We start from the raw sequence: 25,659 nt of genomic DNA, 5'->3' as shown, positions 1-25,659 counted from the left end.
CCTGGTGGGGTTAAGGGTGGGCGCTTGCCCGGCCTTTTTCGGCCAGGCCAATCGCAAATTCTTCTTCCGGCGAGAGGATCAACCGGTGCCGGCCCATCACCGCGAAGTAGGTGATGCCGATGGCAAACCACAGCGCCACCCACAGCACGCCCACGCGGTAGATCGGGTCACTGAGCTGAAAGTAGATGGTGACCAGAGCGATGAGCAGGGTCAATACGGCACCCGTGACACCGAGCGGGCTCCGGTAGGGTCGCTCCATATTCGGCAGCTTGCTGCGCAGCCGGATGAACGACAGCGCCTGCATGACGTAGGAAAACATGGCACCGAAGACCGCCATGTTGAGCAGGGTGCCACCGATCACGGCAGAGCCTTTGTCAACGCCCAGCGAAAACCACAGCACAAACATGACCACCAGCGCCACCACCGAGCCGACGATCATGGCGATGTGCGGTGTCTTGCGGCTGCCGTGCGTGACCGACAGCGCCGAAGGAAAGTATCCGGCACGGCTTAACGAATAGATCTGCCGGCCTTTGGCAAAGATGATGGTGTGAAAGCTCGCCACCAGGCCCAGCACGGCGACCAGCGCCAGTATCTTGGCGATGCCGTTGCCGTAAATTGCCTTGAAGCCGTCGAGCAGCGGCTCACCCGAGGTGCTCAGCGCGTGCGAGCCTATGCCTGCGACCGAGGGGTTGAGCCAGAGGATCATGAAGGCCGAGAGGATGAGCGTGAAGATGCCGGCAATGATGCCGCGCGGCATGTCACGGCGCGGGTCCACCGACTCTTCAGCCGCCAGCGGTAGCTGCTCGATTGCCAGGAACAGCCACACCGCAAATGGCAGCGACGCCAGCACGCCGGCGAAGCCCAACGGCAGGAAGGGGCCGCGGCCCTCGGGCAGCACGGCGCCGCCGGCGCCGACATTCATGGCCCAGCGTGCGAAGTCGATCTTGGGAAAGGCGCTGATCCAGAAGGCCACCAGGCAAGCCAGCGCCAGCAGCGTAACCGCCAGTGTGATCTTGAACGACAGCTCGACACCGATGATGTTCAGGCCGATGAAGACGATGTAAAAACCTATCCACCATAAAGGCTGCCAGGCCGGTGGTGTGCCGAAGATGCTGCCCATGTAGCTGCCGATGAAGAACACGATGACGGCCGGTGTCAGCACGTATTCCACGTTTTCGGCCAGCCCCGTCAGGAAGCCGCCCCAGGGCCCCATGGCGGTGCGTGCGAAAGAGTATGCGCCACCAGTGTGGGGCAATGCGGGTGACATCTCGGCCAGCGAAAAGGTCAGGCCCAGGTACATCACGGAGATGATGATGGTGGCCAGCAGCATGCTGCCCCAGCCGTTGGCCAGCCCGAGGTTCCAGCCGGCAAAGTGGCCGGAGATCACGGCGCCAACGCCGAGTGCCCAGAGCGACCAGACGCCGGCATAGCGGCGCAGCCCCCTCTTTTCAAAATAACTGCCGTCGACTTTCGCGTATTGCACGCTGGAACGTTCTGACATGGTGGCTCCCTTATAGGTTGCAAGGTTGAGGGCCCGGTGGGGCTGTCTTGCATCGTAGGGCGAGCGTAGGTGCGCTGAAATCCCATTTCGGCAAGTAACGCAGCGAGATTGAGCTTAAAGAGATGGCGAGTAAGTCGAAGTGTTTCAAACCGTTGCTTGCACACGGCACGAATCCTGCAAGAATGCGGCCATGGTCCACACGCCCGACACTCTCCAGCCAGCCCTGCTGTCCCGCGCGTCGTTCGCCGATGCAGACGAGCAGGCGGCGGCACTCACGGGCTGGAACCAGAGCTACCTCCAGCTGTCTCGCGGCGCGTTTGGCGGGGAAGTGCGCCAGCTGGAATTCGCGGGCCTTCGCCTCTTTGTGGAAAGCCTGCGGGAGTCGGTGTACCAGACCGGACGAATACGCGATGGTGCCCTGGCCTTGGGGCTGCCGCTTCAGGTCGAAGGCCCCAGCGTTTTTTGCGGCGCGCCCAGCGACGCTGGTGCATTGCATGTGTTTTCGGGGGCGTCGGGTTTTGAGTTCCGCTCTTCCCGGCGCCACGTGATGCTGGGGCTTGAGCTTGACGAAGCTGCCTGGCGCCGCTGCGGAGAGCATGACCCGGCGCTGCACGCCCGGCTGGGTGCGCAAGCCGGCCTGCGCAGGCTGGACGCTGCGGCTCAGGCAGGTCTCAGGCAGTGCCTTACCGGTGTGCTGGATACGGTGGAGGCGGCACCGGCATTGCTGCAGTCGCCTGCCGTGCAGGCCGCCATGCTTGATACCGTGGTGGAACAACTCGGCCGTGTTCTTGCACCAGCCGGTGGTGTGGAGTGTGCCGGCACCCATGGGCATTGGACGCTGACGCGCCGCGCGCGCGAACTGGTGCATACGCAGCTCGATCAGCCGCCGACAGTGCTGGCGCTGTGCGAGCAGCTTGGCGTGAGCCGGCGGACCTTGCAAAACGGTTTCCAGACCGCACTGGGCATCAGCCCGCTGGCCTATTTGCGTGCTGTGCGCCTGAACGCTGCCAGGCAGGCGCTGAAGACCGCCACGTCTGTGACGGCGGCTGCAACGCACCTTGGGTTTTGGCATTTTGGTCATTTCGCGCACGACTACCAGCAAATGTTCGGTGAACTGCCCTCAGAAGCGTTTCGCCGTTACCACTAAGCCCCCACGCTCCCCACTTCGTGTGGTTCGCTGCCCCCCGAGGGGGCGCTGCGCCTGCGGCCCGGCAAAGCCGGTTCCGCGGCCCCTGCTGGGTTAAGAGTTCAGGGGGTTCAACCAGCGGGGCCGAGGGTACGGCTTTGCTGGCCCTAGGCGCCGCTTTGCTCAGGCGGCCGGCGCGGCGGACGTGATGCCCATGTCCTGCAAGGCGCCCGCAACCGCCAATACGGCCTGCTCGATTTCATTCGGGCCGATCGCACCGATGCAGCCGACCCTGAAAGTTTCTACCTGTGTGAGCTTGCCCGGGTATAGGACAAAACCGCGATCTCGTGCAGCGGCATAGAACTTCTTGAACTCGTAGCGGCTGTCGGCCGGCGCGTGGAAGGTCACGATGATGGGCGCCTGGATGGCTGGATCCAGGAAGGGCTTGAAGCCGAGCTTTGCCATCCCGGTGACCAGGGTGTTGTAGTTGGCGGTGTAGCGTGCCAGTCGCGCGGGCTGGCCGCCTTCTTCCTCGAATTGCGCAATGGCTTCGGCCAGCGCCACCACCACGTGGGTGGGCGGCGTGAAGCGCCACTGCGTGGTTTTTTCCATGTAGGCGTACTGGTCGTGCAGGTCCATCGCCAGTGACTGGCTGCGCCCGGCACAGCCGTCCAGTACGGCCTTGCGGATGAAGACAAAACCCATGCCGGGCACGCCTTCGAGGCATTTTCCGCTGGCCGCCACCAGTGCGTCGAAATGCACCTTGCGCGCGTCGATGTCTATCGCGGCGAAGGAACTCATGGCGTCCACCAGCAGGCCCTTGCCATGGGTTTTGCAGACATCGGCCACTTCCTTCAGCGGGTTGAGTACCCCCGCGCCGGTCTCGCAGTGGATCAGCATGACGTGGGTGATGCTGGTGTCGGCTTCCAGCATGGCGTCCAGTGCGGCGGGAGAGACCTGTGCAGCTTCGTCGAAGGGCATGATGGTGCAGCGCCGTCCCATCAGCGTGGTGAGCCTGGCTGCGCGTTTGCAGTAGGCACCGTTGTCCATCACCAGCACGTGGCCGTCGCGCGGCACCACGGTGGCCACCGCCGCTTCCACGCTGAAGGTGCCGCTGCCCTGAAGCGGAACGACGACGTGCGAGTCCTGCCCATGGATGACGGCCAGCAGGCTTTTGCGCACACTCGCCGTGACGGCGTTGAAATCGCTGTCCCAGGAGCCCCAGTCTTTCAGCATCGCGAGCTTGGTGCGCAGGGTGGTGGTCAGCGGCCCGGGGGTGAGGAGGATTTTGTCTCTGTCCATTTGTTATGCCTGTGGTCTTCGTTGCGGGCGATTCAATTCAGTCGGGCCGGGTATCCCTGCAGGAATATGGGCAGGTCCATGCCTGGGGGGCGCGCCGGAACCTGGTAGATCATGTCGGCCACGTAGCCCCGGTGGTAGGTCTTGTGGTTGACAACGTGCAGCAGCATGTCTCCCCGTGTCATGGCGCTCGCGTCGCCATCGATGAACTTGAAATGCACGATCTCGTCGAGTGCATCGGAGCTCAGGGTGTCCGCGTATTCGATGTACCAGGTGTCGATTTGTCCCTGAGCCGTGCACAGCGCTTCCAGTGTGGGAGTGGCCTCTGTATTGCGGGAGGTGAAGCCATGCGGCCGCCCCTGCAGGTGCGCCTGCCAGATGAGATCCACCACATAGGCGTGGTTCAGCGTACGAAGCATGTTGCCAAAACCTGTCGCGCGCGGCGCCAGGAGTTCAGCTGCAGGAAGCTGTTTTAATGCGCCGAACAGGCGATCGTTGGCCCACGCGTTGTAACGCGTGAGCATGCGGATGTTGCGTTGGGCTGTCATGAAGCGCCTAGCGCGAGCTGGTTCGCCACGCCTGCGTACGGCGGTTGACCCACCAGGCCAGCGCCATGAAAAGCAGGGTTGCAATCGTTGATGCCATACCGATCAGGACGGCCATGGCTGCGGCAGCGCCCATTTCGCCGGCTTCATCCAGGTTCAGGATGGCGATCGACGCAACTTTGGTTTCGGGCGAATAGAGAAACACCACGGCGGAGATGGTGGTCATGGCGTTGATGAAGAAGTAGCGCGCAATGTCGACCAGCGCCGGCGTGCAGATAGGCAGGGTGACGCGCCAGAAGGTCTTGAAGAAGGGCACCTTGAGCGAGGCGCTCACGGCCTCGAATTCCCCGTCAAGGCTCTTGAGCGCGGTTACGGCCGTCAGGTGGCCGGTGGTGTAGAAGTGCACGATGGTGCACAGCGTAAGCAGGGTCAGCGTGTGGTACAGGCCGTTCAGCGGATTGCCGGGCGCATTGAAAAAGAAGATGTAGCCCAGGCCCAGCACCAGACCGGGTACGGCCATGGGCAACATGGCCAGCATGCGCACAAAGCCGCGCAGGCCGTCCATGCCTTTGGTTTTTTCGAGCAGGTAGGCGCTGCAAAACACCAGCGCGGTGCCGAAGAAGGCCGTGCCCGCCGCCATCTTCAGGCTGTTGAGAAAACCGACGCCGACTTCCGCGTCGATAAGGCCCATGGTGTAGTGGCGCAGGCTGGGCGTAAGGTTGTAGGGCCAGAAGCTGGCGAAGGATGCGAACACCGCCATGCCCAGCATGGCCAGCACCAGGAAGGCGATGGCGCAGCAGTACAGCGTCATGACCCGGTCGTAGCCGAGCGAAGGCGTGGGCCGGTAGGGCACGGCACGCGCCGTCAGCATCGCGGTCTGGCGTTTGCTGACGTAGCTGTCCACCGCGAATGTCAGGACGGCAGGCGCCAGCAACAGGATGGCGACCACTGCGCCCTTGGCGAAATCCTGCTGGCCGATCACCAGCTTGAAAACGTCGGTGGCCAGCACGTTGAAGTTGCCGCCTATCACCTTGGGAATGCCGAAGTCCGTCATGACCAGGGTGAAGGTGACGAGCGCTGCGGAGATGAGACCGTATTTGGCGCCGGGCAGCGTGATGGTGAAGAACTTGCGCCTGGCGCTGGTGCCCATGGCATTGGCTGCCTCGTACAGCCGAGCGTCGGACAGGCTGAGCGCGGTGACCAGAATCATCAGCGCATGCGGAAACACCGCAAAACATTCGGCCACCACAATGCCGGGCGCACCATAAATCTGGTCGATACCGATACCCTGCATCCAGCCCTTGAGCACCCCCTGGTTGCCAAACCAGTAAATCAGCGAAATGGCTGACAGCAGGGAAGGTGCCAGCAGGGGAACCAGCGTGATGCCGCGAAAGAGCGCCTTGTATTGCATGCACGAACGGGTCAGCGCATAGGCAAAACCAAACGCCAGGGGTACCGCAATCAGGGTGACGGCGCCTGAAATCCAGAGACTGTTCCACAGGCTTTCCAGTAGAGCCGGAGTCTTGGCGTACTCGATGAAGTTGTCAAGCCAGATGAAGTCTCCGGCCTTGTCTTGTACGGCCTGCTGCAGGATGGCCAGCAACGGGGCTGCCAGAAATGCTATCAAAATAATAGCTGCCAGCGCAAGGGCGGCGTAGGCCAGGTGGTCAATCCAGTGCACGCGCTGCCGCACCAGGGGCAAAGCAGGAGGTGTATAGACGGGCATCAGAACACCTTGATGCGCTCTGGCAGCAACTTGAGGGGAAGGGACGAGCCGACCTGCAAGGATTGCTCCGACAGGAAATTGAGCGAGAGGTAAACCGTGAGCTTGTGGCTGCCCAGTGCAGGAGAGGCCACGTGAACGTGGCAGAAGGAGCCGAGGAATTCGATCTTTTCGATGGTGGCGTCGAACACGTGGGCATCGCCCGCCGCAATGGGGCGGGCCAGCACATCTTCCGGGCGCAGGTAAACCTTGACCTCGCGGTCGGCGCCGTCGCAAGGCAGGCACAAGGTGCCGAACCTCATCTGGCCGCCGCTGACCTGCGCCGGCATGACATTGACCTTGCCGACAAAGTCCGCCACAAAGGGCGAAGCCGGCTCGCGGTAAATCTCCATCGGCGTGCCCACCTGTTCGATCAGGCCGTGGTTCATCACCACAATGCGGTCGGCGACGCTTAAAGCTTCTTCCTGGTCGTGCGTCACCATGATGGTGGTTACGCCCAGTTTTTGCTGCAGCGCACGGATCTCCTGTCGCAGGCGTACGCGCTCCAGCGCATCGAGCGCCGACAGGGGCTCGTCCAGCAGCAGCAAGCCTGGCGAGGTGGCCAGTGCCCGCGCCAGCGCGATGCGCTGCTGCTGGCCGCCTGACAATTGGCTGGGGTACTTGGCTTCACTGCCCGGCAGGCCCACGAGCTTGACCAGCTCGCTCACGCGTTGGGCCGCTTCAGCCTTGGGCGTCTTGCGATTGACCAGCCCATAGGCCACGTTGTCCGCCACGCTCAGATTGGGAAACAGTGCATAACTCTGAAACACGATGCCGTAGTCACGCAGCGCCGGCGGCAGCCGCGAGATGTCGCGCCCACCCTGGTGCACTTCACCCGACGTCTGCACTTCCAGCCCGGCGATGATGCGCAACAACGTCGTCTTGCCGCAACCCGAAGGCCCCAGAAAACAAACGAACTCGCCCTTGCGGATGTCCAGGTTGATGTCTTGCAGCGCGGTGAAGCCGCCGAACTCCTTGCGGATATGGCGCAGGTTCAGAAAGGTGTCGTTGTTCATTCGTGAGCCATACATGTATTACCTGAACGGTCAGCGCCGGCGCAAAGGCAAGCAGCGGCGTGGAACCGGCTCCGCCGGGCCACAGCGGCTGTCCCCCTGAGGGGGAGAGGCGGCCGACAGGCCGCCTACAGGAGGCTACTTCTTTTCTGTTTTGGAGTTGTAGCGCTTCGTCCACTCATTCAGGATGCGCTCGCGGTTGTCCGCTGCCCAGCTGAAATCCATCTTGACGAGGCGGGCCTCATAGTCTTTTGGCACGTTGGCCAGCGGCGGTGCCAGTCCGGGCTGCGCGGTGATCGCGAAGTTTTTGCCGTACAGCATCATGGCGTCCTTGCTCGAAGCCCAGTCAGCCAGTTTCTTGGCGGCGTCCAGTTTCTTGGTGCCTTTGTGGATGGCAAAGGCTTCCAGGTCCCAGCCCAGGCCTTCCTTGGGGAACACCAGGTCGATAGGCGCACCCTTGGCCTTGTTGGTGTTGCCGCGGTATTCAAACGAAATGCCCGCCAGAAACTCTCCGGCGGCCGCCATGTTGCAAGGCTTGGAGCCTGAGTGGGTGTACTGTGCGATGTTTTCGTGCAGGGCGTCCATGTACTTCCAGCCGCCGCCCTTGCCGTCCTTGTCGCCGAAAAGCGTGAGCCAGGCGGTCACGTCGAAGTAGCCGGTGCCGCTGGAGGCGGGGTTGGGCATGACGATCTGGCCTTTGTAAATGGGCTTGGTCAGATCCTGCCAGGTCTCGGGTGTAGGGATGTTTTTCTTCTTGGCTTCGACGGTGTTGAAGCAGACGGTGGCACCCCATACGTCCATGCCGAACCAGGCGGGGACTTTTTTCTTGTCACGGTACTGGCTCATGATGCCGTCAAGGTTGATCGGCGCGTAGGGTTCGAGCATGCCCTGCTTGTCGAGCAGGGCCAGGCTGGAGGCGGCCACACCCATGATGGTGTCGGCCTGGGGGTTGGATTTTTCGGCCAGCAGCTTGGCGGTGATCACACCGGTCGAGTCGCGGACCCATTTGATTTCGATATCGGGGTAGACCTTGTTGAAGCCCTCTTGATAGGCCTTGATCTGGTCGGTTTCCAGCGCGGTGTAGACCAGCAACTGGGTTTTCTGGGCGAATGCGCCGGTGGCGGCGGTGAGCAGGCCAAAAAAGCCGATAAGAGCGATCGCCTTTGGCAGGGATTTGAGATGGGTAGCCAGCTGCATAAAAAGTCCTTTATGGAAAACCTGCAATGTTGTGACCTGTTCGTGTCGGGGCAGTGACACTGCGATGACCGACCTGTGTTCAGGTCATATCAACCCAGCTCAATATTTATTTAACGCTGCCCCTTTTATCTTGTCAATTGTTTTTTGCAGATTGTTGACAATCCTGTGTTTTGTGCTTCAATGCAGGGCATGAATGCCGTGTTTCATCCCACTATCGCGCTGTTGCAGACCAGTTCCCTCACCACGGTGGTGCAGCAGGAAATCGAGCGCGCCATTCTTGTTGGCGAATACGAACCGGGCAGCAAACTCATTGAGGCAGCGCTGGCTGAAAAGATGGGCGTCTCCCGCGGGCCGGTGCGTGAAGCCTTCCGAATGCTGGAGGAAGCTGGCCTGGTGCGCAACGAAAAAAATCGCGGCGTCTTCGTGCGTGACATCCCCATCGAGGAAGCCGTCGAGATTTTCGACCTGCGCGCTGCGATGGACGAACTCGTAGGCCGCCAGCTTGCCAGGAACATCACGCCGGCCCAGCTCAAGGAAATCCGGGGTCTCGTCGACTCGATGGAAAAGGCCGTGAAGGCAGAAGACGCCTACAACTATCACCTGCTTAATCTGAGGTTCCACGACCGGCTGGTGGAAATGGCCGGCAACAGCAAGCTCACGGCCATTTACCGCAAGCTCATCAAGGAACTGTCGCTGTTCCGGCGCCTGAACCTGGCCGACGGCTGGCTCATGCCGATCTCGGCCAACGAACACCGGCAGATCGTCAAGGCCATCGCCTCCGGTGACGCGGACGTCGCAGGCCGGGCCATGTATGACCACGTGATCGAGAGCAAAGAGCGCACGATTGAAAACGACCTGCGGCGACAGGCGCGCCTGCAGGCCAGCCCCGCTGCCCGTGCGGCACAGGCCAGGGCGTCGCATCTGGTCGATGACGACATCGCAAAAGGCTCGGAGAAAAACATGGACAAGGGAAGGCTCCAACGTGGCAGTCGCTGATAAAAAGACCGAAGTGAAAGTCAATGGCCGGGCGTACCGATTGCCGACCCAGCCCGTCGTGGTGGTGTGCGTTGACGGCTGCGAGCCCGACTACCTGGCGCAGGCTGTGGCCACCGGCCACATGCCGTGGCTCAAGCGCACCCTGGCGCTGGGTTCGGGCCTGACAGGTGACTGCGTGGTGCCCAGCTTTACCAATCCCAACAACCTGTCCATCGTGACGGGCGCACCGCCCAGCGTGCACGGCATCTGCGGCAACTACCTGTTCGATACCGCCACCGACACCGAGGTCATGATGAATGACCCCAAGTGGCTGCGTGCGCCCACGCTGCTGGCTGCCCTTGCAGACGCGGGCAAGTCCCTGGCGGTGGTGACAGCCAAAGACAAATTGCGCAAGCTGCTGGGCCACAAGATGAAGGGCATCTGCTTTTCGTCCGAGAAGGCCGATCAGGTCACGCTGGAAGAAAACGGCATTGAAGACGTGCTGGGCCTTGTGGGTCAGCCGCTACCCAGTGTCTACAGCGCAGACCTGTCGGAGTTCGTGTTTGCCGCCGGCGTGAAGATCATGCAGAAATACAAACCCGATGTGATGTACCTGTCGACCACCGACTACGTGCAGCACAAGCACGCGCCCGGCACCGACGGCGCCAATTCCTTCTACCGCATGATGGACGGCTACATGCAGCAGCTCGAAGACCTGGGTTGCGTGATAGTGCTCACGGCCGACCACGGCATGAATGCCAAGGTCGCCATGGACGGCACGCCCGACGTGATCTACCTGCAGGACTGGTTTGACAGCTGGCTGGGCGCGGGCGTTGCGCGTGTGATTCTTCCGATCACCGACCCCTATGTGGTGCATCACGGCGCGCTGGGATCCTTCGCCACAGTCTATCTGCCCGAAGGCACCAACATCGAGGCCGCCCGCAAGCGGCTGGCGGCGCTCAAGGGCATGGAGCTGGTACTTTCGCGTGAACAGGCCGCCGAGCGCTTTGAACTCCCGGCCGACCGGATCGGCGACATTGTGGCGGTGTCCGAACGCTTCACTGTGATCGGCACATCGGCCTCGCGCCACGATCTTTCTGCGCTCGAAGTGCCTTTGCGGTCCCACGGCGGCATGAGCGAGCAGCGTGTGCCGCTGATCGTGAACCGGGACTTGCCGGGCCTGAACCGCAACCGGCGTTTTCGCAATTTCGATGCCTTCGATCTGGCGCTCAATTACGCCCAATAGACATCCGGCAACAAACCCAAGAAGCGTGTCCGCACATAACCTGTCCTGAAAGCCGCAGAGTGATTGACCAGTACATCCGCGACCACCAGCTCAATGCCATGCGACTGGCCGGCCGCAAGGTTGGCGCCGGCCGGACTGGTGACCGCGCGATCGAGGTGTTCGATCCGTACACGGCCAAGCTGCTGGGGAGCGTGCCCAAGGCCACACTTGAAGAGGTCCGTGAGACCTTCGCCAAGGCGCACGCCTGCAAGCCCCAGCTGAGCCGCTATGAACGCGCAACCATCCTCAACCGTGCGGCGGCCATCGTCCAGTCGCGGTTGATGGAGGTAGCGAATCTCATCACGGCGGAGGCAGGGCTGTGCCTGAAGGACTCCATCTACGAAGCCGGCCGCGTCAGCGACGTGCTGCTCTTCGGCGCGACCGAAGTGCTCAAGGACGACGGCCAGATCTTCAGCTGCGACCTCACGCCGCACGGCAAGAAGCGCCGCGTCTACACGCACCGCTCCCCGCTCCTGGGCGTGATCACCGCCATCACGCCTTTCAACCACCCGATGAACCAGGTGGCGCACAAGGTGGTGCCCAGCATCGCGACCAACAACCGCATGGTGCTCAAGCCGTCCGAGAAAGTGCCTTTCTCTGCCCTCCTGTTCGCCGACATCCTTTATGAGGCGGGTCTGCCGCCCGAAATGCTCAGCGTGATAACGGGGGACCCGCGTGAGATTGCGGACGAATTGATCACCAACCCATTGGTCGATCTAGTGACATTTACGGGCGGCGTGGCCATCGGAAAGTACATTGCCGGCAAGGCAGGCTACCGGCGCGTGGTGCTGGAGCTGGGCGGAAACGACCCCATCATCGTGATGGAGGATGCCGATCTCAACGAGGCCTCCACGCTGGCCGTGCAGGGCTCATACAAAAATTCAGGCCAGCGCTGCACGGCCATCAAGCGGCTCATGGTGCATGAGGCGGTGGCAGGCGAGTTTGTGGAGCAGGTGCTGGCCAAGACCCTGGCCTGGAAATACGGCGACCCGGCCGACAAGGCCAACGACATGGGCACGGTGATTGATGAGCCGGCAGCCATGCTGTTTGAGTCGCGCGTGAATGAGGCGGTGGCGCAGGGCGCGAAATTGCTGGCGGGCAACCATAGGCGCGGCGCGCTTTATTCGCCTACGCTGCTGGACCATGTGTTACCGCAGATGACGGTGGCGCGCGAGGAAACCTTCGGGCCCGTCTCACCGATCATACGTTTCAAGAATATCGACGAAGCCATTCAGATTTCCAACGGAACAGCCTACGGTCTTTCAAGCGCTGTTTGCACCAACCGCCTGGACTACATCAACCGGTTTGTCAGCGAGCTGCACGTCGGCACCGTCAATGTGCGGGAGGTGCCTGGTTACCGCCTCGAACTCACGCCTTTTGGGGGTATCAAGGACTCGGGCCTGGGCTATAAAGAGGGCGTGCAGGAAGCGATTAAAAGCTTCACCAATCTAAAGACCTATTCGCTCCCATGGAGCTCATGATTCACCCCCGAAGCGCCTTCGCGCCTCCCCCTTCCAGGGGGCGCAGCCTGCGGCCCGGCAAAGCCGGTTCCGCGGCGGCCACTGGCGAAAGCATTCTTCTGTCCGCATTCATTTATCGAGGAATTGACGTGCTGAGCTTTGACGACATCGAACACCTCTTCATAGAGCGCGGCGGCGAACAATACAGCGGCGAGCCCGTGACGCAACTGCAGCACGCGCTGCAGACTGCGGCACTCGGCGAAGCCGAAGGCGCGAGCGATGCGCTGGTGACCGCAGCGCTGTTGCATGACCTGGGGCACCTGCTGCACGACCTGGGCGAAACACCGTCGCTGCGGGGTGTGGATGATGTGCACCAGTACCGCGCGCTGCCCTTTCTTCGGGGTCTTTTCCCCGACGAAGTGCTGGACGCCATCAAGCTGCATGTGGACGCCAAGCGCTATCTGTGCGCAGCGCGGCGCGGCTACCATTCAAGCCTTTCGGTGGACTCCAAGCGCAGCCTGCAGCTGCAGGGCGGCATCTTTTCCGCTGAAGAAGCTGCGCGCTTCATCGCGCAGCCCGGTGCCGGGGATGCGGTGAAGCTGCGCCTCTGGGACGATCTCGCGAAAGATGCGCACAAGACCACGCCGCCACTGGCGCACTACCTGGCACGGGCCAGGCGCTGTGCCCTTCCCGCCGCAGAGCCCTCGCTTGCCGCCTGAAATCCTGGCACTGACGTGGCCGGTGCTGGGCGCTGTGCTGTTTGGCGCGCTGCTGCACGCAGGCTGGAATGCCCTGGTGAAGTCCAGTGCCGACAAGGCGCTGGACATGGCGGTCATCCACCTGATCGGGTCGGTGCTGGCGTTGCCGCTGGTGCTGCTGGTCGGCTGGCCGCGGGCTGAGGCCTGGCCATTCATCGGGGCGTCGGTACTGATTCACATCGGCTACTACGTTGCCACCACGCGCGCCTACCAGCATGGCGACCTGGGCCTGACTTACCCGCTGATGCGCGGCGTGGCGCCGCTGCTGGTGGCGCTGTCGGCCAGTTTCACCCTGGGTGAAACGCTCACGCCGCTGGCCTGGGCAGGCATCCTGGGTATCTGCTGTGGTGTGCTGGTACTGGGCCTGAGCCGCCACGCCCTGCATGCGCCCAAGGCCGTCGGCTTTGCGCTGGCCAACGCCGTCATCATCGCCGTCTACACCGTGGTCGATGGGCTGGGTGTTCGCGCTTCAGGCAACGCCCTGCAATACGTTGCAGCCCTCTTCCTGTTTGATGGCTGGCCATTCGGCCTCCTGATGATGGCGCGGCGGGGGCGCGCCATGGGCCACTATGCGCTGCATCGCTGGCCGGTGGCCACCGGCGGTGCGCTGGCATCGTTGGGCTCCTACGGAATCGCGCTGTGGGCCATGACACGCGCGCCCGTAGCCACGGTCGCGGCGCTTCGCGAAACCTCGGTGCTGTTTGCGGTGCTGATCGGCTGCTGGCTGCTGAAAGAAGCTTTTACCGTGCGGCGCTTTGTGGGCACTTGCGCCATCGTCGGCGGTGTCATGGCGATACGGTTGGCGTAGCTCTGTACTTATTTCCTTTGATGTGAGGCCTGAACCATGACTGCCACGACGCTTCCCAGCCACGCAGAAATCGTGATCGTGGGCGGCGGCATCGCCGGTTGCTCGGTGGCTTACCACCTGGCCAAAATGGGCAAGACCGACGTGCTGCTGCTCGAGCAGGGCAAGCTCACCAGCGGCACCACCTGGCACGCGGCCGGCCTGGTCGGCCAGATGCGGCCCAACCGCAACATGACGCAGATGAGCAAGTACGGCATTGAGCTGTATGCGTCGCTGGAAGCTGAAACCGGTCTGGCCACCGGGTGGAAACAATGCGGCAGCGTCAATGTGGCGCGCACGCCGGAGCGCATGAAGGTGCTGAAAAAGCAGGTGGCCATGGCCAACAGCTTTGGCGTGGAATGCCATGAGATCTCGCCACAGGAAGCCGGCGACAAATACCCCATCATGCGCACCGACGACCTGCAGGGCGCGATCTGGCTGCCGGGCGACGGCAAGGCCAATCCGGCGGACCTGTGCATGTCTCTGGCCAAAGGTGCGCGCAACTGTGGCGTGAAGATGACCGAAGGCATCGAGGTGACCGGCGTCCTCATTGAAAACGGCAAAGCCGTGGGCGTGAAGACTGCGCAGGGCGACGTGCGTTGCGAAGTTCTCGTTAATTGCGCCGGCCAGTGGGCGCGGCAACTCGGCAAGCTTGCGGGCGTGAATGTGCCGCTGTATTCGGCCGAACACTTCTACATCGTCACCGGCAAGATTCCGGGCGTGCACCCCATGCTGCCGGTCATGCGCGATCCGGACGGCTACATCTACTACAAGGAAGAAGTCGGCGGGCTGGTGATGGGCGGCTTTGAGCCCCAGGCCAAGCCCTGGAAGATGGACCCGATTCCGGCTACCTTCCAGTTCGAGCTGCTGGACGAAGACTGGGACCAGTTCGAACCGCTGATGACCGCCGCGCTGCACCGCACGCCATGCCTGGAGACGGCCGAAGTCAAGATGCTGCTCAACGGCCCCGAAAGCTTCACGCCGGACGGCAACTTCATCCTGGGTGAAGCGCCAGAATTGCGAAACTACTTTGTCTGTGCGGGCTTCAATTCAGCCGGCATCGCCAACAGCGGCGGCGCGGGCCGGCTCATGGCCGAATGGATTGTGGGCGGCGAGCCCAGCACCGATTTGGGGGACGTGGACATACGCCGTTTCGGCAGCTTCACCGGCAACCGCAAGGCGCTGGCTGAACGCACCGGCGAGACGCTGGGTTTGCACTACGCCATGCGATGGCCGCGGCAGGAGCTGGAGACGGCGCGGCCGCTGAGGACTTCGCCGCTGTATGACATTCTTTCGGCGAAGGGTGCGGAGTTTGGCAGCAAGAATGGCTGGGAGCGGGCGAGTTATTTCAAAGCCCGAGCGGATGGAGTTTCTCCCTCCCCCGCTGGGGGAGGGCAGGGGTGGGGGCAGGCTGCTGTCGATACTGCCGCTGCGGCCCCCATCCCAACCTTCCCCCAGCGGGGGAAGGAGCAATACCAAGCCCGTCCGGACTACACGCTAGGCAAACCCGGCTGGCTCCCCTGGATGCTCGAAGAGCAGAAAGCCACGCGCGAAACAGTAGCCCTCTACGACCAGACCTCTTTCTCCAAATACCTGCTGCAGGGCCGCGATGCGCTGGCCGTGCTGCAGCGCCTGTGCGCGAACGAGATGGACGTGCCCGCCGGCAAAATGGTCTACACCGCGATGCTGAATGAGCGCGGCGGCTTTGAAAGCGATCTCACGGTAATGCGACAGGCCGCGGACCGTTTCATGATCATCACCGGCTCCGCGCAAACCGTGCGCGACTTCGACTGGATCACGCGGCATATCGGCGACGCAGAGCATGCGGTGCTGACGGACGTGTCGGCGATGTACTCGGTGCTGTCGGTGATGGGGCCGAAGGCGCGCGAGTTGCTCGCACTCGTTAGCCCGGATGATCTGTCACCCGAGGCGCTGAAGTTCTCATGGACGAAAGAGATCGACGTGGGTTTTGCCCGCGTGCGCGCCGCCCGCATGAGTTACGTGGGCGGGCCGGGTTTTGAGCTTTACACGCCAATTGAAATGGCGCGCCACGTTTACCTCGCGCTGATGGAGGCCGGCATGGCGCTGGGCATTCGTGACGCGGGCTACTACGCGCTGGATGCGCTGCGCATTGAGCAGGGCCGCCGCGCCTGGGGCGCAGAGCTAGGCCCCGATGAAACACCGTGGGAGGCCGGGCTGGGCTTCAGCGTCAAGCTCGACAAGCCGGCCGATTTCATCGGCAAGCCTGCGTTGCTCAATTCACAAGGCCTGGCGCTGCGCAAGAAGCTGGTCACGCTGGTGTTCGATACGCCGGACGCCTTTGCCTGGGGTGGTGAGGCGATCGTGCTGGGCGGGCAAACGGTGGGCGAGATCTCGTCGGTCGGCTGGAGCCCGCTGGCCGGCGCCTGCGTAGCGCTGGGTTATGTGCGTGGCAACAGCGCCAACCATCCGCATGCCGGAACGCCGGCAGACATCGAGCTGTGGGGCGAGCGCGTGGGCGTGAAGCTTTATGACAAGTGGCCAGCCGCCAAACCCTGATTTGCTACTATTTTGATAGCCGATAGCCAAGGTGCTGCCTGGGCTAGAGGCCTTTTTTCCTTAAGAAATCTGGCGCGAATACACGGATGCGGCGGGGCGGCTACTGCCCATCAGGCAAGTCCATCCCGACAAAACGCACCGTGACGCGCGTGCCCGGCGTCTGCGGATGCCCGGCCAGTGTGGCGTCCTCAATCGTGATGGTCGCGCCATGCTGCTTGGCGATTTCCAGCACGATCGCCAGGCCCAGGCCTGAGCCGTCAACGTTGGTGCCCAGCGTACGGTAAAAGGGCTGGAACACCAGCTCGCGCTCCGACTCCAGAATGCCCGGCCCCGAGTCTTCCACCAGCAGCACCAGCACGCCGCTGAAGCGGTCTGTCATCAGACGCAGCGTGACCTGGCCTTTTTCCGGCGTGTAGTTGATGGCGTTGTCCAGCAGGTTGCGCACCAGCTCCTTGAGCAGGGTGGCATTGCCTTCGAGCTGCGTGGCCTGCTCGCCGGCTTCAGGGCCGTCGTAGCCCAGGTCGATCTGCTTTTCGAGCGCGCGCGGCACCGAGTCGGCCATCACTTCCGAGACCACATGCACCAGGTCGATGTGCTGCTTGGCCAGGCTGCGGCCGGTGGTTTCGGCGCGCGCCAGCGCCAGCAGCTGGTTGACGGTGTGCGTGGCGCGAATGCTGGCGCGGCCGATGTGTTTGAGTGACTTTTTCAGCTCATCGGCGTCGGTCTCGCGCTGCGCCAGATCGGCCTGCATGCGCAGTCCCGCCAGCGGCGTCTTGAGCTGGTGGGCCGCATCGGCGAGAAAGCGTTTTTGTGTGGTGAGCGACACCTTGAGCCGGCTCAGCAGATCGTTGATGGACGACACCAGCGGCGCGACTTCTTCGGGCACCGCGGTTTCGTCCAGCGGGCTCATGTCGTCAGACTTGCGCGCGCGGATGCGCTTTTCGAGCTGGGCCAGCGGCTTGATGCCGCGCACCAGCGCCAGCCACACCAGCAGCACCGCCAGCGGCAGCGTGACGAACTGCGGCACCATCGTGCCCTTGACGATTTCGGTGGCCAGCGTCTTGCGTTTTTCCAGCGTCTCGGCCACTTGCACCAGCACCATCTGGCTGGGGGCGGCTTCCGGTGCGGCGTTGCCCTTGTCACCGCGTGGCGTGGCGGGCTTGGGCGCCGGCGCCGCGGCTTTGACATCAACCTTGAGCCAGGTGTAGGCCACGCGCACGTCTTCGCCCTGGATCACGTCTTCGCGCAGCCGCACCTCGCCGTTGGTGGGCTTGTCTTCGTCGGGCGGCGCGGGCAAATCGTGCTCGCCGCTCAGGTGTTCGCCGTGCGTGCCCATCACCTGGTAGTAGACAAGGTCGGTGTCGTCGGCACGCAGGATCTCGCGCGCCGGCGCCGTCAGGTTGAACTGCACCTGGTTGTTTTTGACCACCACCAGCTTGGCCAGCGCCTGCACGTTGTATTCGAGCGCGCGGTCAAAAGGTTTGCCGGCGATGTTCTGCGCCACCAGCCAGGTCAGCGCCAGGCTGATCGGCCACAGCAGCAGCAGCGGCGTGAGCATCCAGTCGAGGATTTCGCCGAAGAGGCTTCGGCGCTCGCGTTGGAAAAGTCTTAAGGCCACTGTCTGAGGTGCTCCAAATCAAGGGCCTTCTGGTTTTGCTCCTTCCCCCGCTGGGGGAAGGTAGGGATGGGGGCTGACGGTGATGGATAGCCCCCGCAGTTCAGGTTGGGGTGGCCGCGGGCCCCCATCCCAGCCTTCCCCCAGCGGGGGAAGGAGCAAGAGGGGTCAGCCTGGGATTTTCTCAAGGCAGTAGCCCAGGCCGCGCACGGTCGCGATCCGCACCGGGCCCTTTTCAATCTTCTTGCGCAGCCGGTGGATATACACCTCGATCGCGTTGTTGCTGACTTCTTCACCCCATTCGCACAGGCGCTCAACCAGCTGGTCCTTGCTGACCAGGCGGCCCGCACGCTGCAGCAGCACTTCGAGCAAACCGAGTTCGCGCGCCGACAGCTCCAGCATCTGGCCGTCGATGGTGGCCACGCGCCCGGCCTGGTCGTACACCAGCGGGCCGTGCTTGATGGTGCTGCTGGCGCCGCCCATGCCGCGGCGGATCAGCGCGCGCACGCGGGCTTCGAGCTCCTGCAGCGAAAACGGCTTGGCCATGTAGTCGTCGGCGCCGTAGTCCAGGCCTTTGACGCGCTCTTCCACGCTGTCGGCGGCGGTGAGGATCAGCACCGGCATGGACGAGCCGCGCGCGCGCAGGCGCTTGAGCACTTCGAGCCCGTGCATGCGCGGCAGGCCCAGGTCCAGGATCAGCAGATCGAATTCGGTGTTGGTGAGCAGCGCGGCGTCGGCTTCAGTGCCGCTGGCCACGTGGTCGGCCGCGGCGCCCGAGGCGCGCAGCGTACGCAAAAGGCCATCGGCCAAAACCTGGTCGTCTTCGGCAATCAGAATGCGCATGGTTGTCTCCGGATATCAGCCCCTGTTGCAGGCCTGCGGGGGCGGTTTGGTGTTCTAAGACAAATTCTAGGCTTTTGCAGCAGCCGTTTGCTGACACGGCCATGTGGTCAAGCACCTGCATACGCCTCCAGCCCCAGCGCCACCACGGTCGCTACATCTTGCCCTACCGCCTGGCGGAACTCGTCTTCGGCCTGACGCACGGCCTGGTGAAAGGCCTCCAGCCAGAGCAAACCCGATTCCGTGAACACCACCTGCCGGGCGCGTTTGTCGTGCGGATCGGGCTGGCGCGTCACCAGCCCCCAGGCTTCGCATTGGTCGACGAGGTCGCCCATGGCTTGCTTGCTCATGCCGGCGCTTTGCGCCAGATCGGTGAGGCGCGAGCCGCCGACCGCCAGGTGGCGTGTGATGTGGATGTGCGCGGCGCCGACCTGGTCGCGTGCGGCCAGGTTTGAGAGCGCCAGCGGCACCTCAATGCTGCTGGCCATGAGCGACAGCACGCGCTCGTCGAAGCGGCGCAGCGCATGGCCCATCAGGCGGCCGAGGTGGGTCTGACGCCACCCGGCTTCGGTGGCGCCAAAGGGGCTGGAGATGTGAGGCGGATTGAGGGCTTCGGGCATGAAATCATGGTAACGCATGAGGTTGAGATTGATCAGGTAAACTGACTAAAAATAGGGTTTACTTATTTCTATAGCGCCCATAAAGTACTGGTCATGCATCCAGCGCTGTGATTAAAAGCAGAGACACTGGAACCCCGGCAACAAGTTTTACATCATTGATTTTCAAGGAGTTTTTCATGGAACTGACCAGCAAGTTGAACCCCGCCCAAAACCCTGTACAAAGCGCCGCCCTGAACACCGAAAAGGCCAAGGCCCTGCAAGCCGCCCTGGCCCAGATCGAAAAGCAGTTCGGCAAAGGCACCATCATGAAGCTGGGCGACGGCGAGGTGATTGAAGACATCCAGGTCGTTTCCACCGGCTCCCTGGGCCTGGACATTGCCCTGGGCGTCGGCGGCCTGCCACGCGGCCGTGTCGTTGAAATCTACGGCCCGGAATCGTCGGGCAAAACCACGCTGACCCTGCAGGTCATCGCCGAAATGCAAAAACTGGGCGGCACCTGCGCCTTTGTGGACGCCGAGCACGCGCTGGACATCCAGTACGCGCAAAAGCTGGGCGTGAACCTGCAAGACCTGCTGATCAGCCAGCCCGACACCGGCGAGCAGGCGCTTGAAATCGTCGATTCGCTGACCCGCTCCGGCGCGGTTGATCTGATCGTGGTCGACTCGGTGGCGGCCCTCACGCCCAAGGCCGAGCTCGAAGGCGAAATGGGCGACTCGCTGCCCGGCCTGCAGGCCCGTTTGATGAGCCAGGCGCTGCGCAAGCTCACCGCCACCATCAAGAAGGCCAACTGCATGGTCATCTTCATCAACCAGATCCGCATGAAGATCGGCGTGATGTTCGGCTCGCCCGAAACCACCACCGGCGGTAATGCGCTGAAGTTCTACGCTTCGGTGCGCCTGGACATCCGCCGCATCGGCTCCATCAAGAAGGGCGAAGAGGTGATCGGCAACGAAACCCGGGTCAAGGTGGTCAAGAACAAGGTGGCGTCGCCGTTCAAGACGGCGGAGTTCGACATCCTCTACGGCGAGGGTATCAGCCGTCTGGGCGAAGTGCTGGACCTGGGTGTGGCCGGCCACATCGTCGAGAAAGCCGGCGCCTGGTATGCCTTCAATGGCGAAAAAATCGGACAGGGGCGCGACAATTCGCGTGAGTTCCTGAAAGAAAACCCCGAACTTGCGATCGAGATCGAAAACAAGGTGCGCGAATCGCTGGGTATTCCGCTGGTGCAGGCTGCGGTCGGCACCGAGCCAGCACCGGCTGAAAAGGCGTCCAAGGCCGAGAAAGCCGAAAAGCCGGCCAAAGCAGCCGCTTGAGCCTCTTTTTGAATGCCAAATAAGGTCGTGGCCCAATCACAATCTGCCTGGGTAGCTATCAAAAGCGTAGCGCTTGCGCTGCCGTCTGGTGGAGTCCTTTGAGCATGGAAAACCCGGCAGGCGACTCCCCCGCCAAACCCGCCCGCCGTGCGGGTTTCGGCCTTTCTCTCAAGGGCCGCGCATTGCGTTACCTGGCAGCACGCGAGCATTCGCGCGCCGAACTTGAACGCAAGCTGGCTCCGCATGAAGAAACGCCTGGCCAGCTGAAGGTGGTACTCGACGACCTTGAGCTCAAGGATTTCATCAGCGAAGAGCGTGTCATCGATTCGGTCATCAACCGGCGTTCCGGCAAGCTGGGCGCTTCGCGTATCCAGCAAGAGCTGCAGGCCAAAGGACTGGACGTGACGGCCATACGGGAAGCGGTTGGGCAGCTCAAGGCCACCGAGCGCGAACGGGCGCGAGACATCTGGCGGCGAAAGTTTGGCACAGCCCCGGCCAACCCCGCAGAACATGCCCGGCAAGTCCGATTTCTGGCGGGAAGAGGTTTTACACTGGAGGTTGCATCGTGGGTGCTCAAAAATCCCGATAACGAAGGAGATTGAGATCCAGGCTGCAGTGGCCCTTCCTCCCAAAGTCTGGCCCGGGAATGTGAAAGCTTTCAGGAGTCAGCCATTTTCCAGAGTATCCGCACCCTTCTGGCACGCAATAAAAGTGCCGTACCTGCCGGCCCGGTTGTCCCGGGTGAAGATGCCCAGCCATTGCGCTCACGTGGCAACGAGTTGTTGGCACAAGGCAGGATTTCCGAGGCCACCGACTGCTATCGCCAGGTAGTCGCCATGACACCAAACGATGGTTTGGCCCATGTCAACCTGGGTTATGGCCTGATGGAACTGGGCCAGTTGCGGGAAGCTGTTGATAGTTTTCACCATGCGATCCGGCTGGACGCAACACTGCTGGATGCCCATTTTCTGTTGGGTCAGGTACAGATGCAGTTGCACTTGACGGAGGAGGGCATCCACAGCTTCAGGACGGCGCTGGCGCTCAAGCCGGACTTTGATTTCGCCTGGTTCGAGCTGGGCCGCGCCTTCGAGGACCTGGGCCAGCCGGTGCCGGCACTGGATGCGTATGCCCAGGCGCTACGCATCAACCCGGGTTTTACCGACGCGGGCTATCGTCGCATCAGCCTGTTGCTTGCGCATGAACGCTGGCAGGAGGCCATTGATTTTGCTGATCAGCAATCCGCTGCTGCGGCCCACCCGGTTTTCCCCATGGAGAAAGCTTGCGCACTGAACGGCCTGGAGCGCCACGAAGAGGCCTTGACCATCATCGACAGGTCCTTGGCAGCAAATCCGGACGACGTGCCTGCACTGAGTGGAAAAGCCGCAGTCCTGGCGGCAATGATCCGGCATGAGGAGGCTTTGGAGATTTATGAAAAGATCATTGCCCTTCAGCCTGAGAATGTGGATGCCCTGTCCAATGCTGGCGCGGCCTGCGACCGGCTCAGGCGGTTTGAGCAGGCGATGGGTTTTCACCGCCGCGCGCAGCATCTCCAGCCAAGGAACCCTGATGTTCTCTATAACCTGGGTTGCACCCTGCTGAGCTTGAGGCAATGCGATGAAGTGGTGGCCATTTGCGAAACCGGGCTGGCTGTGGATGCCCGGCATGCCAATCTGCACTGGAACAAGGCATTTGCACAACTGCTGCTCGGCCAATGGGAAGAGGGGTGGAAGGAGTATGAGTGGCGCTGGTATGCCCATGCGCTGGGCCCGCGCACGCTCAAGCCCGTGTTGTCCCAGCCGATGTGGTCAGGGGAGCCCCTGAAGGGAAAGACCATCTTTCTGTATGCGGAACAGGGCTTGGGCGACTCTATCCAGCTGCTGCGCTATATCCCGGTGATTCTGGCCATGGGCGCACGGATTTTCCTCTATCTGCCGGCGCCACTGCGGCCCCTTTGTGCGGATTGGAAGAGTGGCTGTACTCTGGTGGAAAGCAGGGAGGGCAAAGATATTGCGGCGTCTTTCGACTTTCAATGTCCGATGTTCAGTCTGCCACTGGCTTTTGGCACGCGCGTCACCAATGTTCCCGGTGCGCCCTATTTGCGAAGCGACCCGGTTCTCAAGCAGGCGTGGGAGGCCAGATTGCCCGCGCGTGACGGCCCGCGCGTAGGTTTGGTCTGGTCCGGCAATGTGGCACTCAAGACTGCGCTGAACCGCTCGATGTCGATGGCCATGCTGCATGAAGCGATGCCGCCCGGCTATCAGTTCATCAGTCTGCAGAAGGATGTGAACGAGCCGGATCTGGCTGCGCTGGAGGCATCGGGTATCTTCCACGCCGGGCAAGAGTTGCGGACCTTTGCCGATACCCTGGCTCTCGCCGATTGCGTTGATATGGTGATCAGCATTGATACCAGCGTCGCCCATCTCGTAGGAGCCCTGGGCAAGCCGTTGTGGGTCATGCTGCCTTTTCGTCCGGACTGGCGTTGGTTGCTCGACAGGGAGGACTCTCCCTGGTACCCCAGTGCGCGGCTTTTTCGCCAAGGCCAAAATCGCAGCTGGCAGGACGTGGTCGACCGGGTCGGCAGAGAGTTGCCGCAGGCGCTACCGCTGCCCTGAGCTTCCCCGGGAGCTGCCGTTAGCCGCTGGATGCACGGCCTATAGACCCAGCATCAGCTTCAGGTTTTGCACCGCAGCGCCGGATGCGCCCTTGCCCAGGTTGTCCAGCCGCGCCACCAGCACCGCATGGCGGTATTCTTCATTGGCAAACACGCGCAACTCCATCTTGTTGGTGTCGTTGAGCGCCAGCGCATCCAGCTTTCCCGACTCGGGCGCAGCTTCGGCGGTTACCCATTCGCTGCCGGCATAGTGTTTGGCCAGTATGTCCTGCAACTGCGCCCCGGTTGGTTTGCCGGGCAGCAAGTCAAGGTGCAGCGGTAATTGCACCAGCATGCCCTGCTTGAAGTTGCCGACCGACGGAATGAACACCGGCCGGCGTGTGAGCCCTGTGTATTTCATGATTTCGGGCAGGTGCTTGTGTTTCAGGCCCAGGCCGTAAAGTTCAAACAGGGGAGCGGTGCCAGCTTCGTAGTCTTCAATCATCTGCCGGCCGCCGCCGGAGTAACCGCTTACGGCGGGAAGGCTCAGCGGGAAGTCGGCCGGGATGATCCCAGCGTCAACCAGCGGGCGGATCAGCGCGATCGCACCGGTAGCGTAGCAGCCGGGGTTGCCCACGCGGTCGGCAGCGGCCACGGCGGCGCGCTGGGTCCGGGTCAGTTCGGGAAAGCCGTAAACCCAGCCGGACACGGTACGGTGAGCCGTGGAGGCGTCAATGATTTTGGGCTTTTTGCCGGTCAAGCTGTCAATCATGGCGACCGACTCGCGTGCCGCGTCATCGTGCAGGCACAGGATTACCATGTCCACCTGCGCCATCAGGGCGCGCTTGGCGGCCGCGTCCTTGCGCAGCTCGGGCGCGATGCTGACGAGCTCGATTTGCGGCATGGCTTGCAGCCGCTCGCGGATTTGCAGGCCCGTGGTGCCGGCTTCGCCGTCAATAAATACTTTAGGCATGAGCTTCCAGGTACAAAACAAAGTGGGGCGGCTGGGCGCCCCAGAGGTCAATTTCGGCCCATTTCGGGGTGTAAGGCGGGCACAAGAATTGTGCGTCGCACCATGATACAGTTCTGCGTTGCTGCCTGCAGTGACCGCCGACGTGGTTTTTTGGGCCGGTGTGGCCTGTTTCCGACACCCCATTCCTCTGCCCAAATCCCTGTTGCACCCCCTCTTTTACTGAATTCTGAAGGTCTTTCATGAAAATTCACGAGTACCAGGGCAAGGAAATCTTGCGCAATTTTGGTGTGCCAGTGCCGCGCGGCATCCCGGCCTTCACGGTGCAGGAAGCGGTGGAAGCCGCCCAGAAACTAGGCGGCCCGGTGTGGGTGGTCAAGGCCCAGATCCATGCGGGCGGCCGCGGCAAGGGCGGCGGCGTGAAGGTTGCCAAAACCATCGACGACGTCAAGCGCATTGCCGGCGAAATCCTCGGCATGCAGCTGAAAACGCACCAGACCGGCCCTGACGGCCAGAAAGTCCGCCGCCTCTATATTGAAGACGGCGCCGACATCAACAAGGAATACTACATCTCGGCCGTGACCGACCGCGAGTCGCAAAAGGTGGCTTTCATCGCTTCCAGCGAAGGCGGCATGGACATCGAAGAGGTGGCTCACTCCAACCCCGAAAAAATCATCAAGGTGTTTGTCGATCCGCTGGTCGGCATGACGGACGCCCAGGCGAAGGAAGTCGCCGCCGGCATCGGCATGCCCGCTGATTCCGTGGCGCAGACCGTCGACATCCTGAAGAAGCTCTACAAGTGCTACATGGAGACCGACGCATCGCTGGTTGAAATCAACCCCTTGAACCGCAACAGCAAGGGCGAAGTCATGGCCCTGGACGCGAAGTTCAACTTCGATGCCAACGCGCTGTTCCGCCACCCCGAAATCGTGGCCTATCGCGATCTGGACGAAGAAGACCCGGCCGAAGTCGAAGCCAGCAAGTTCGACCTGGCCTACATCAGCCTGGACGGCAACATCGGCTGCCTGGTCAACGGTGCAGGCCTGGCCATGGCGACCATGGACACCATCAAACTGTTCGGTGGCGAGCCGGCCAACTTCCTGGATGTGGGCGGCGGCGCAACGGCTGAAAAAGTCACCGAAGCCTTCAAGATCATGCTGAAGAACCCCGACGTCAAGGGCATCCTGGTCAACATCTTCGGCGGCATCATGAAGTGCGACACCATCGCCGACGGCGTGATCACCGCCTGTAAGGCCGTGAACCTTTCGGTTCCGCTGGTCGTGCGCATGAAGGGCACCAACGAAGACCTGGGCAAGAAGATGCTGGCCGATTCTGGCCTTCCCATCATCGCCGCAGACACCATGGCCGAAGCCGCGACCAAAATCGTCGCCGCTGTCAAATAAGCCCG

The 25,659-nt window shown here is 62.3% G+C and carries 21 protein-coding genes; 11 read left to right on the top strand and 10 right to left on the bottom strand.

Annotated elements, in window-relative coordinates; translation table 11 throughout:
* Window positions 1-10: 10 nt before the first annotated feature.
* Window positions 11-1,501, bottom strand: coding sequence for an amino acid permease (locus AC1DYR_RS15545; RefSeq protein WP_477705872.1), 1,491 nt, complete (start codon window positions 1,499-1,501; stop codon window positions 11-13).
* Between the two features lie 190 nt (window positions 1,502-1,691).
* Between AC1DYR_RS15545 and AC1DYR_RS15540 the strand changes: the two genes are divergently transcribed.
* Window positions 1,692-2,648, top strand: coding sequence for a helix-turn-helix domain-containing protein (locus AC1DYR_RS15540; protein ID WP_477705871.1), 957 nt, complete (start codon window positions 1,692-1,694; stop codon window positions 2,646-2,648).
* Window positions 2,649-2,810: 162 nt separating this feature from the next.
* Here AC1DYR_RS15540 and AC1DYR_RS15535 read toward each other — a convergent pair whose 3' ends face one another.
* The 5 genes from AC1DYR_RS15535 to AC1DYR_RS15515 all read right to left on the bottom strand — a co-directional run bounded on the left by AC1DYR_RS15535 (window position 2,811) and on the right by AC1DYR_RS15515 (window position 8,443).
* Window positions 2,811-3,929, bottom strand: coding sequence for a 2-aminoethylphosphonate--pyruvate transaminase (locus AC1DYR_RS15535; RefSeq protein WP_477705870.1), 1,119 nt, complete (start codon window positions 3,927-3,929; stop codon window positions 2,811-2,813).
* 32 nt (window positions 3,930-3,961) lie between these two features.
* On the bottom strand, window positions 3,962-4,474 hold the full coding sequence (locus AC1DYR_RS15530; RefSeq protein WP_477705869.1) for a DinB family protein: 513 nt from the start codon (window positions 4,472-4,474) through the stop codon (window positions 3,962-3,964).
* A 7-nt stretch (window positions 4,475-4,481) separates the two neighbouring features.
* Window positions 4,482-6,197, bottom strand: coding sequence for a putative 2-aminoethylphosphonate ABC transporter permease subunit (locus tag AC1DYR_RS15525; RefSeq protein WP_477648791.1), 1,716 nt, complete (start codon window positions 6,195-6,197; stop codon window positions 4,482-4,484).
* Window positions 6,197-7,249, bottom strand: a complete 1,053-nt coding sequence (locus tag AC1DYR_RS15520; protein ID WP_477705868.1) for a putative 2-aminoethylphosphonate ABC transporter ATP-binding protein — start codon at window positions 7,247-7,249, stop codon at window positions 6,197-6,199. The genes AC1DYR_RS15525 and AC1DYR_RS15520 overlap by 1 nt, the downstream gene beginning before the upstream one ends.
* Window positions 7,250-7,384: 135 nt before the next feature.
* Window positions 7,385-8,443: a putative 2-aminoethylphosphonate ABC transporter substrate-binding protein gene (locus tag AC1DYR_RS15515; protein ID WP_477670581.1), complete on the bottom strand. Its 1,059-nt coding sequence runs from the start codon at window positions 8,441-8,443 to the stop codon at window positions 7,385-7,387.
* A gap of 189 nt (window positions 8,444-8,632) precedes the next feature.
* Between AC1DYR_RS15515 and AC1DYR_RS15510 the strand changes: the two genes are divergently transcribed.
* The 6 genes from AC1DYR_RS15510 (at window position 8,633) to AC1DYR_RS15485 (ending at window position 16,303) form a co-directional block, all read left to right on the top strand.
* Window positions 8,633-9,439 (top strand): phosphonate utilization associated transcriptional regulator, encoded by an 807-nt coding sequence (locus tag AC1DYR_RS15510; RefSeq protein WP_477705937.1) that lies wholly within the window; start codon window positions 8,633-8,635, stop codon window positions 9,437-9,439.
* Window positions 9,426-10,664 (top strand): phosphonoacetate hydrolase, encoded by a 1,239-nt coding sequence (phnA, locus tag AC1DYR_RS15505; protein ID WP_477705867.1) that lies wholly within the window; start codon window positions 9,426-9,428, stop codon window positions 10,662-10,664. Before AC1DYR_RS15510 ends, phnA begins: the two co-directional genes overlap by 14 nt.
* A 98-nt stretch (window positions 10,665-10,762) precedes the next feature.
* The gene (gene phnY, locus AC1DYR_RS15500; protein ID WP_477705936.1) at window positions 10,763-12,184 is read left to right on the top strand and encodes a phosphonoacetaldehyde dehydrogenase; all 1,422 of its coding nucleotides are present in this window, start codon (window positions 10,763-10,765) and stop codon (window positions 12,182-12,184) included.
* Window positions 12,185-12,312: 128 nt separating this feature from the next.
* On the top strand, window positions 12,313-12,882 hold the full coding sequence (locus AC1DYR_RS15495; protein ID WP_477705866.1) for a phosphonate degradation HD-domain oxygenase: 570 nt from the start codon (window positions 12,313-12,315) through the stop codon (window positions 12,880-12,882).
* Window positions 12,872-13,729 (top strand): EamA family transporter, encoded by an 858-nt coding sequence (locus AC1DYR_RS15490; RefSeq protein WP_477705865.1) that lies wholly within the window; start codon window positions 12,872-12,874, stop codon window positions 13,727-13,729. Before AC1DYR_RS15495 ends, AC1DYR_RS15490 begins: the two co-directional genes overlap by 11 nt.
* A gap of 36 nt (window positions 13,730-13,765) precedes the next feature.
* Window positions 13,766-16,303, top strand: coding sequence for a GcvT family protein (locus AC1DYR_RS15485; protein WP_477705864.1), 2,538 nt, complete (start codon window positions 13,766-13,768; stop codon window positions 16,301-16,303).
* A 100-nt stretch (window positions 16,304-16,403) separates the two neighbouring features.
* Here AC1DYR_RS15485 and AC1DYR_RS15480 read toward each other — a convergent pair whose 3' ends face one another.
* The 3 genes from AC1DYR_RS15480 to AC1DYR_RS15470 form a co-directional block, all read right to left on the bottom strand.
* Window positions 16,404-17,861, bottom strand: a complete 1,458-nt coding sequence (locus AC1DYR_RS15480; RefSeq protein WP_477705935.1) for a sensor histidine kinase — start codon at window positions 17,859-17,861, stop codon at window positions 16,404-16,406.
* 225 nt (window positions 17,862-18,086) lie between these two features.
* Window positions 18,087-18,761 (bottom strand): response regulator, encoded by a 675-nt coding sequence (locus AC1DYR_RS15475; protein ID WP_122954839.1) that lies wholly within the window; start codon window positions 18,759-18,761, stop codon window positions 18,087-18,089.
* A 107-nt stretch (window positions 18,762-18,868) separates the two neighbouring features.
* Window positions 18,869-19,378, bottom strand: coding sequence for a MarR family winged helix-turn-helix transcriptional regulator (locus AC1DYR_RS15470; RefSeq protein WP_477705934.1), 510 nt, complete (start codon window positions 19,376-19,378; stop codon window positions 18,869-18,871).
* A gap of 176 nt (window positions 19,379-19,554) precedes the next feature.
* Here AC1DYR_RS15470 and recA point away from each other — a divergent pair, with 176 nt between their 5' ends.
* The 3 genes from recA to AC1DYR_RS15455 all read left to right on the top strand — a co-directional run bounded on the left by recA (window position 19,555) and on the right by AC1DYR_RS15455 (window position 23,303).
* Complete coding sequence (recA, locus tag AC1DYR_RS15465; protein WP_477705863.1) at window positions 19,555-20,691, top strand: recombinase RecA; 1,137 nt, start codon at window positions 19,555-19,557, stop codon at window positions 20,689-20,691.
* A 104-nt stretch (window positions 20,692-20,795) separates the two neighbouring features.
* Entirely contained in the window at window positions 20,796-21,293 is a 498-nt protein-coding gene (recX, locus tag AC1DYR_RS15460) for a recombination regulator RecX (RefSeq protein ID WP_477705862.1), read from the top strand.
* Between the two features lie 156 nt (window positions 21,294-21,449).
* Complete coding sequence (locus tag AC1DYR_RS15455; protein WP_477705861.1) at window positions 21,450-23,303, top strand: tetratricopeptide repeat protein; 1,854 nt, start codon at window positions 21,450-21,452, stop codon at window positions 23,301-23,303.
* 39 nt (window positions 23,304-23,342) lie between these two features.
* Here the strand turns inward: AC1DYR_RS15455 and argC are convergent, their stop codons facing one another.
* Window positions 23,343-24,254 carry an N-acetyl-gamma-glutamyl-phosphate reductase gene (argC, locus tag AC1DYR_RS15450; RefSeq protein WP_477705860.1) on the bottom strand — a complete coding sequence of 304 codons (912 nt, stop codon included), beginning with the start codon at window positions 24,252-24,254 and terminating at the stop codon, window positions 23,343-23,345.
* 239 nt (window positions 24,255-24,493) lie between these two features.
* Between argC and sucC the strand changes: the two genes are divergently transcribed.
* Window positions 24,494-25,654 (top strand): ADP-forming succinate--CoA ligase subunit beta, encoded by a 1,161-nt coding sequence (gene sucC / locus AC1DYR_RS15445; protein WP_477705859.1) that lies wholly within the window; start codon window positions 24,494-24,496, stop codon window positions 25,652-25,654.
* Window positions 25,655-25,659 lie beyond the last annotated feature (5 nt).

This window comes from Polaromonas sp. P1_F9 (genome assembly GCF_056405615.1).
This window is presented reverse-complemented; position numbering and strand designations above follow the sequence as displayed.